Here is a 7,744-nt window from a genome sequence, read left to right as displayed (position 1 = left end):
CCGTCGTCCCGAGACCGCCACAATCACCCTCTGGACCGTCGCCCCGCCACACCGTCGTCCCGAGACCGTCACGGCCACCCTCTGGACCGTCGCCCCGCCACACCGTCGTCCCGAGACCGCCACAATCACCCTCTGGACCGTCGCCCCGCCACACCGTCGTCCCGAGACCGTCACGGCCACCCTCTGGACCGTCGCCCGCCACACCGTCGTCACCGCGACCACTTCCCCGCCATGTGCTGGAGGCGATCGGCGCCGGGTCGGCGGGTCGGGGGTACGGCGAAGCCGGCGCCGATCTACGTCGCCCGGCCCGGTGAGCGTCCGCGGCGCACCAGGCACATAGTGGCCTTATCCGCCGTGCCGGTCACTGTTCTGACCGGCACGCGTGGCGGGCCGGTGGCGCGTCAGCGGACGACGCCGGCCTCCCAGGCCCAGGCGGCGATCTCGACGCGGTTGCGGGCGCCCAGCTTGGCGAAGATGCTCGCCAGGTGCGTCTTCACCGTCGACAGGGAGATGAACAGCTCCCCGCCCACCTCCTGGTTGGTGCGACCCCGGGCGATCAGGCGGACGACGTCCATCTCCCGATCGGTGAGCGGCTCGCGCGGCGGGCGCGTCACGACCGGGATCGGCCGGGCCAGGTGGGACAGCAGCCGCACGGTGATCGACGGCGAGACCAGGGCGTCGCCGTTGGCGGCGGCCCGCACCGCCTCGATGAGCAGCGTGGGGCCGCTGTCCTTCAGCAGGAACCCGCAGGCGCCCGCGCGTAGCGCGCCGTACACGTACTCGTCGAGGTCGAAGGTGGTCACGATGACCACGCGCAGCGGGTCGGGCACCCCCGGGCCGGCCAGGATCCTGGTGACCTCCAGGCCGTCCAGCCGGGGCATCCGGATGTCGAGCAGGCACACGTCCGGACGCAGGCGGCGGGCCTGCTCGACCGCGGCGACGCCGTCGGCCACGGCCGCGACCACCTCGATGTCGGGCTGGGCGTCGAGAATCATCTGGAAGCCGGTGCGCACCAGTTCCTGGTCATCCGCGACGAGTACCCTCACCCGCCCGATTCTGCCAGCAAGCGCGGGCCCGCACGCCAGGAACCAAGCGCGGGCCCACCGGCCGGGGAGATCGGCCTTTCGGCCGATGGGCCGTCCGGTGGATCGGGCGGGCGGCCGATCCGCGGGCCGCCGCCCGCGGGAGAGGCTCTGCTCATGCCGTCGCAAATCGTTCTCCACGGGCTCGGCCTGAGGAAGAGTTTCGGGTCCACCGTCGCCCTGGCCGGTGTCGAGCTGATGGTCCACCAGGGTGAGGCCGTCGCCATCATGGGGCCGAGCGGCTCCGGGAAGTCCACCCTGCTCCACTGCCTCGCGGGGATCATGAAGCCGGACGCAGGTGAGGTCCACCTGCTCGGCGAGCGCATCGACAACCTGGGGGAGCGCAGGCGCAGCGCGCTGCGGCGCACCCGCTTCGGGTTCGTCTTCCAGTTCGGCCAGCTCCTGCCCGAGCTGCCGGTGGACGAGAACGTCGCGCTGCCGCTCATGCTCGGCGACGTCCCGCGCGCGCAGGCCGTCCGCCAGGCCCGCTCCTGGTTCGGGCCGCTGGGCCTGGCCGGCATGGAAGGGCGTCGCCCGGGCGAGCTGTCCGGCGGGCAGGCCCAGCGGGTCGCCATCGCCCGCGCGCTCGTGACCCGGCCCGCCGTCGTGTTCGCCGACGAGCCCACCGGCGCGCTGGACCAGGCCACCGGGCACGACACGATGCGCCTGCTGGTGGAGGCGACCAGGCACAACGACGCGTCCCTGGTCGTCGTCACCCACGACCCGCACGTGGCCCGATGGTGCGACCGCGTGGTCGAGGTCAGAGACGGCCACATCCTCCCAACGGCCGGCGTCGGTCTCGTAGGGACGCCGGCCCCGATCCCGTCCATCTCGGACGGCCCGCACACCCAGGTACCCGGCCATACGCCGCCCGGTCCGTACCCGCAGGTGCCGGCCGGTCCGTACAGCCAGGCACCGGGCCAGGCGCCGCCCGGCTCGCATACCCAGGTGCTCGGGCAGATGCCACCGACTCCGCACACTCAGGTGCTCGGCCAGGTGCCGTCCGCCTCGCACGTTCCCGTCCACGGGGCCGAGGGGAGCGGACGATGAGGAACCTGCTCGACCTCACCTGGCGGCTGCTGCGCGGTGGCGGGCGGCGCGGGCTGCTCGGGTCGTCGCTGACGCTGGCGGCGGTGGGCGTGTCCACCGCGCTGCTGCTGTTCGCGGTCGCGATCAACTTCGCCTTCGCCGGACGGGCCGAGCGTGGCGCCTGGCGCAACCCCGAGCCGCCACCCGGTGCTACGGCCGGCGGGCCGCCACGGGCGGTCGAAGCCGTCCGCAGCGAGTTCTCGGGCGATCGGCGGATCACCGTGGTCCACGTGGCGGTCCTGTCGCCGGGCGTCTCCCCGCCTCGCGGCCTCTCCCGCCTGCCCGCGCCCGGCGAGGTCGTGATGTCGCCCGCGCTCGCCGAGCTGGCCCGGGACGACGGCTCGGTGGGCCGCCGCTTCCCGCAGAAGAGGGCCGGGACGATCGGGGACGAGGCGCTGGTCCACCCCGGCGAGCTGGTCGCCGTCGTCGGCCACGCGCCCGGCGAGGACATCATGACGGCCAAGTACAAGGGGGACTACCGCCTCGGCGTGTCCGCGACGCAGGTCCCCGACCTCACCGGGAGCCCGTCACCTGACGCGGGTGCCTACCAGGCGCTGGCGGCGATCGCGAGCGTGCTGATGGTCGTGCCGCTGCTGGTGTTCGGGGGCGCGGCGGCCCGGCTGACGGTGGCGCGCCGGGACCGGCGTCTGGCCGCGCTCCGCCTGGTCGGGGCGACCCCCGGCCAGGTCGTGGCGATGACCGTGGCCGAGGCGGTGATCACGGCGTTCGCGGGGGCGGTGCTGGGGTTGCTGCTGTACACGGTCGCCATCCCGCCGCTCAGCCAGGTGCGGATCGCCGGGGGCGCCTGGTTCGCCTCCGACATCTGGCCCGGGCCGCTGCCCATCGCGGCCGTGCTGCTCGCGGTGCCGCTGCTGGTCGGGCTGTCGGCCGTGGTGGGCCTGCGGCGGGTCGTGGTCAGCCCGCTCGGCGTGGCCAGGCGCGAGACGCCGCCCGCGATGCGGTTCGTGCGCGTGGTGGCGCTGCTGGCGTGCCTGGCCGCGGTGCCGGCCTTCGGCGCCGGGGCGAGCGTGACGGTCGTCATGGTCGTGCTGAGCCTGTCGTTCCTCGCGGTCAACCTCGTGGGGCCGTGGGTGGTGGCGATGATCGGCCGGATCACGGCCCGCACCGCCAAGCGGCCCGCGAGGTTGCTGGCCGGCCGGCGCCTGGTGGACGACCCCCGTTCCGCCTGGCGCACGGTGAGCGGGGTGGCGCTGACCGGGTTCGTCGCCGGGTTCATCGGGCTGCTCACTCCGAGCGCGTCGATCTCCGTCGAGAACGACCCGGTGACGGCCTGGCTTCTACAGGACATCAGAACGGGCACTCTGATCGTTCTGCTGGTGTCCTTCCTGGTGGCGATCGTCAGCGCGGGCATCACCGCCGCGTCCGCGGTCCTGGACCGTCGTCAGACCTACGCGCTGCTGCGCCTGGCCGGCACCGACCTTTCGGTGCTCGACCGCGCCCGGCGGCTGGAGACGCTGATCCCGCTGACCGTCATGGGCGGCGGCTCCATCGTCGCGGGCATGTTCTGCGCGGCCCCGTTCGCCCGTCTGGCGATGAGCGCGACCGGCGGGCTGACCCTCCTGGTCTGCGCCGCCGCCGGCTTCGCGGGCGTCATCGGCGCCGGCGCCCTCAGCCGCCCCCTCCTCCGCTCCGTCACCACCGACCCGGCCCCCCGCCCCGACTGACCGCTCCGGTCATGTCGGATTGGGTAGGAAAGGTGCGGTTCCTCGGGTGGATCACGGTGATGGCGTCGTCGTCGTCGGCGTCGCGCGGACGGCGGCGGAGATCGAGGCTCTTCTGTCGGACCGGCTGGAGGACTCCTCTCGGGTGACCCTGCGGGCGCTCACCCGGGACGACCAGGACGAGTTCGTCGCGCTGGTCCGGGCCGGCGCGGACCAGCACCACTCCTGGGTGTCGCTGCCGGACACCCCGCGGGACTACCAGGGCTACCTCACGAGATTCGACCACGTGACGGCGCAGGGCTGCGGGGGAATGGACAGATGCCGACACCGGCTACCCGGCCAGGGTAATTGACATCAACGCGTTGAGAACCCCGGACTTCCACGTCCCTGTTGGAGGGTGCATGTCACCGTCCAGTTACCGATCGTGGACCTGCGTCCCTTGCTGTCCGCCGAGAGGGCGCGGTACGACATGTCAGCGAACATGCGCCCACCGTGTCAGGCACAAGGCGACCGTCGTGTCAGCATCGTAGCGACCAGCATGTCAGGAACCGCCAACTCGCTCAGCGATGGCGTCGGGCTGTCGGCGAGCACCGTCCATCGCTACATCTCGCTGTTGGAGGAAGTCTTCCTGACCAAGCGCGTTCCGGCATGGTCGCGCAATCTGAGCAGCCGTGCGACCAGCATTCCCAAGCTCGCGTTCGTTGATTCGGGGGTCGCGGCGAATCTGCTGGAGTCATGGATCCGGAGTGACAGTGAAGCCGATTTTCAGGCGTCGGTGAGAGTGCTGGACTGTGCTGGGGTGCAGATATCGGTACTGACCCACCCCATGGTGCGGGCCGAGCGGAGCGCGAGGCTCGTTCGGCAGTATGATCCCGAGGTTTACCTGTTCCAGCTCATAGTGCGCGGTGGCGGAGGGTTGGCCCACCATGGCCGAGACGCTGTTTTCGGTGCGAACCACTTCGTCGTCATCGATTCTTCGCGGCCATTCCAAGGATGGCGGTCAGCGGAAGAGGGCGTTGACGAGGCCGTGGTCGTCCAGCTCTCTCGCGCCTCGCTGGGGCTGCGCTCCACCACCGTCGCACGGCTTGGCCCGCCCGGCTTCGTGTCTCCTGGACGCACGAGCGGCCGGTAGCTGGATCTGAACGGTGGAGGTCCCTACGGCCGGGTCCGACTGGAATGGCCCCGGCCGCACGTGAACCGGCAGCAGTCGCAGCGGCATGTTCGACGGCGTGGTGGGCACGCGGCCGGCTGGTGGTCGGCCTGCGAGCGCGGTGTGGGCGCGGTGGTGATCGCAGGCGTGCAGCCAGGCCGGTAGAGCGTTGCGGCGTTCGGTTTCTGTGGTTGGTATCCGCTAGTACTCCAACGTCACTTGGCTTCGGCGTTGGGCGTGGCTGGGGCAGATCGCGGTGCGATACGGGATGACGGTGCAGTTGTGGACCGGACCCGACATCATGAGGAGCGTGGACTCTTCCCTCGGCCCCCTGCCGAAGATCGGTGCGCCAGCGACGCGGGCCTTGAACAACGCTGGTTACACGGCTCTTATTGAGCTTGCCGGGGTGCCGCGTACTGAGCTGGCCAAGCTACATGGCATGGGCCCGAAAGCGCTCGAGATCATCCAGAGCGCGCTTGAGGAGCACAACCTGAGTCTGGGTTAGCACTCCACCGTCACTTGGCTACGGCGTCGGGCGTGGCGTGGGCATGCAGACGGCCACCGCGTTGATCATCGATGGTTTGTGAGGACAACCGAAGATCGTGCGGTGGCCGTGGGCCACAGCGTAGACCCCGCTGGGTGGCGAGTCATCCTGGACGAGGCGGTAACGCGTATCGCTGACCGGTTCGCACGGGCCGAGCCGCGTGCGACGGCCGGCCAGTTCGTGGCAGGGCTGCTGTCGGGGGTCGAGCGCAAGACCTGCTGGTCCCTCGCGGAGCGGGCTGGCCACTGCGATCCGCAGGCGATGCAGCGGCTGCTGCGCACGACGGTGTGGGACGCAGACGCCGTCCGCGACGACGTGCGTTCCTGGCTGATCGAGCAGCTCGGCCACCCCGACGCGGTGCTGGTCGCCGATGAGACCGGCTTGCTCAAGAAGGGGGTGTGCTCGGTGGGGGTGCAGAGGCAGTACACCGGCACCGCCGGCCGTGTTGAGAACAACCAGGTCGGAGTGTTCCTGGCCTATGTCAGCCCGAGCCCGAGATCCCACTACCAACGCAGACAAGCCAAGTGACGTTGGAGTACTAGAACGCCACCAGAACGGTGTGTTCCCGGCCTGGTGCATCTGAGTGGTCATCGCGCTACTTCGGTCCGAGCGCGACGGTGAGTCCTTCCTCGGCCGCCAGCACCTCACCGCCGAACTCCCGCCGCGCGGCTGCCACGGAGACGGCCCGATCGTTGCCCGGCCAGAAATGGGTGAGCATCAGCCGTCGGGCACCTGCGCGGCAGGCCCATTGACCGGCCTCCGTAGAGGTCAGCAGATTGCGGGAAGGACGGTCGGTCTCGCCGTCATGATCGGTGGCCTCGACGATGAACAGATCGGCGTCGTGACCCAGGTCGGCGAGCGCGGAGGCCGGGCCGGTGTCACCGGTGTAGGCCAGCGCGACTCCGTCGGCCTCGACACGGATTCCGGCGTTGGGCACATAGTGCGGCAGCGGCAGTCCGGTGAGGGCGAATGGCCCCACCTGGTGGCTGCCGGGCAGCGGATGCATGTCGAAGACCGCGTGGAGGTCCGCATCGGGCTCCAGGCCACTGATCCGGTCGAGTACGCCCGGCGGGCAGTACAACGGCAGCCGCGGCCCACCGGGGTCGCCATAGAACCGCATCCGGAACAGCCCGTGCAGGTCGATGCAGTGGTCGGGATGCTCGTGAGTGATGACGACAGCGTCCACCGCGCCGTCCGGCCAATGCGCGAGCAGCCGCGGCAGCGTGGCGTAGCCCAGGTCGAGCAGCAGGCGATAACCGTTCCAGTCCACCGCGAACCCGCTGCAGGCACGGCCCGGCTCCGGAAACGCACCACAACTGCCGAGAACGGTTACTTGTCGCATTCATAGAGAATGCCAGGCTCCAGACTGTCATGGAGAGCCTGAGGTGGGTGCTCCACCACCTCCGTGCAGCCGGCCAGGTCACAGGCATAGGGGACGGCGCCCGTCCCCTCCTGCGCTCGGTCACCACCGACCCCGGCTCCCCGCCCCGACTGACTGCTCCGGTTATGTCGGGTTAGGGAGGAAAAGGTACGGTTCCTCGGGTGGATCACGGTGATGGCGTCGGCGTCGCGCGGACGGCGGCGGAGGTCGAGGCGTTCCTGTCGGACCGGCTGGAGGACTCCTCCCGGGTGACCCTGCGGGCGCTCACCCGGGACGACCAGGACGAGTTCGTCGCGCTCGTCCAGGCCAGCGCGGGGCTGCACGGTCCCTACATGGCGCTGCCGGCCACGCCGGAGGACTACCAGGCGTACCTCACGAGATTCGACCACGTGACGGCGCAGGGCCTGCTGGTCTGCCTGCGCGACACCGGGGCGATCGCCGGCACGGTGTTCCTCAACAGCATCATCCGGGGACGCTTCCAGAACGCCTCCCTGGCCTACGGGGCCTTCGCCCCGACGGCGGGCAAGGGCTACATGTCCGAGGGCCTTCGCCTGGTGCTCCGGTACGCGTTCGAGTGCCTGCGCCTGCACCGGCTGGACGCTCAGATCCAGCCCGGGAACCACGCTTCCATCAACCTGGTGCGGCGGCTCGGCTTCCGCTACGAGGGGATCTCACCAGAGTTGCTCTTCATCAACGGCGTCTGGGAAGACCACGAACGCTGGGCCCTCACCAACACCATGTTCGCCCCCGGCCCCTGGCCCACCCACCCGACCCAGCCCACCCGCTGAACCGCCGTCACCGCGGCGGTGATCCGGC

8 protein-coding genes and 2 pseudogenes are annotated in these 7,744 nt (G+C 70.8%); 7 read left to right on the top strand and 3 right to left on the bottom strand.

The window, feature by feature from the left end:
* Positions 1-401: 401 nt before the first annotated feature.
* A complete protein-coding gene (locus ABZU32_RS29280; protein WP_354927019.1) occupies positions 402-1,046 on the bottom strand; it encodes a response regulator transcription factor in 645 nt (214 codons plus the stop codon).
* A gap of 153 nt (positions 1,047-1,199) precedes the next feature.
* Here ABZU32_RS29280 and ABZU32_RS29275 point away from each other — a divergent pair, with 153 nt between their 5' ends.
* From ABZU32_RS29275 to ABZU32_RS29260, 4 genes are all read left to right on the top strand, one after another.
* A complete protein-coding gene (locus ABZU32_RS29275) occupies positions 1,200-2,132 on the top strand; it encodes an ATP-binding cassette domain-containing protein (RefSeq protein ID WP_354927017.1) in 933 nt (310 codons plus the stop codon).
* A complete protein-coding gene (locus ABZU32_RS29270) occupies positions 2,129-3,856 on the top strand; it encodes an FtsX-like permease family protein (RefSeq protein ID WP_354927015.1) in 1,728 nt (575 codons plus the stop codon). The genes ABZU32_RS29275 and ABZU32_RS29270 overlap by 4 nt, the downstream gene beginning before the upstream one ends.
* 46 nt (positions 3,857-3,902) lie before the next feature.
* Positions 3,903-4,205, top strand: coding sequence for a hypothetical protein (locus tag ABZU32_RS29265; protein ID WP_354927013.1), 303 nt, complete (start codon positions 3,903-3,905; stop codon positions 4,203-4,205).
* Between the two features lie 72 nt (positions 4,206-4,277).
* Entirely contained in the window at positions 4,278-4,985 is a 708-nt protein-coding gene (locus ABZU32_RS29260; RefSeq protein WP_354927011.1) for a hypothetical protein, read from the top strand.
* 105 nt (positions 4,986-5,090) lie between these two features.
* On the opposite strand, the pseudogene ABZU32_RS29255 reads toward ABZU32_RS29260, so the two are convergent.
* Positions 5,091-5,195: pseudogene (locus ABZU32_RS29255) on the bottom strand (IS481 family transposase); the annotation flags it as partial.
* Between the two features lie 118 nt (positions 5,196-5,313).
* On the opposite strand from ABZU32_RS29255, the gene ABZU32_RS29250 reads away from it, so the two are divergent.
* Both ABZU32_RS29250 and ABZU32_RS29245 read left to right on the top strand, forming a co-directional pair.
* On the top strand, positions 5,314-5,508 hold the full coding sequence (locus tag ABZU32_RS29250; protein WP_354927009.1) for a DNA-binding protein: 195 nt from the start codon (positions 5,314-5,316) through the stop codon (positions 5,506-5,508).
* A gap of 147 nt (positions 5,509-5,655) precedes the next feature.
* Positions 5,656-6,033, top strand: a pseudogene (locus tag ABZU32_RS29245) (transposase); the annotation flags it as partial.
* Between the two features lie 109 nt (positions 6,034-6,142).
* Here the strand turns inward: ABZU32_RS29245 and ABZU32_RS29240 are convergent.
* A complete protein-coding gene (locus tag ABZU32_RS29240) occupies positions 6,143-6,889 on the bottom strand; it encodes an MBL fold metallo-hydrolase (protein ID WP_354927007.1) in 747 nt (248 codons plus the stop codon).
* Positions 6,890-7,089: 200 nt separating this feature from the next.
* Between ABZU32_RS29240 and ABZU32_RS29235 the strand changes: the two genes are divergently transcribed.
* Positions 7,090-7,716 carry a GNAT family N-acetyltransferase gene (locus tag ABZU32_RS29235; protein WP_354927005.1) on the top strand — a complete coding sequence of 209 codons (627 nt, stop codon included), beginning with the start codon at positions 7,090-7,092 and terminating at the stop codon, positions 7,714-7,716.
* Positions 7,717-7,744 lie beyond the last annotated feature (28 nt).

The sequence above is a fragment of the Sphaerisporangium sp. NPDC005288 genome, from assembly GCF_040607475.1.
GTDB classification, from domain to species: domain Bacteria; phylum Actinomycetota; class Actinomycetes; order Streptosporangiales; family Streptosporangiaceae; genus Sphaerisporangium; species Sphaerisporangium rhizosphaerae.
The sequence above is the reverse complement of the archived record's forward strand: the minus strand, read 5'-3'. Positions and strand labels throughout refer to the sequence as shown.

What these genes read in the sequence shown, in the direction of transcription:
- ABZU32_RS29270 (WP_354927015.1), top strand. Translation starts at nt 2,129, where the DNA reads ATGAGGAACCTGCTCGACCTCACCTGGCGGCTGCTGCGCGGTGGCGGG.
- ABZU32_RS29240 (WP_354927007.1), bottom strand. Translation starts at nt 6,889, where the DNA reads ATGCGACAAGTAACCGTTCTCGGCAGTTGTGGTGCGTTTCCGGAGCCG.
- ABZU32_RS29275 (WP_354927017.1), top strand. Translation starts at nt 1,200, where the DNA reads ATGCCGTCGCAAATCGTTCTCCACGGGCTCGGCCTGAGGAAGAGTTTC.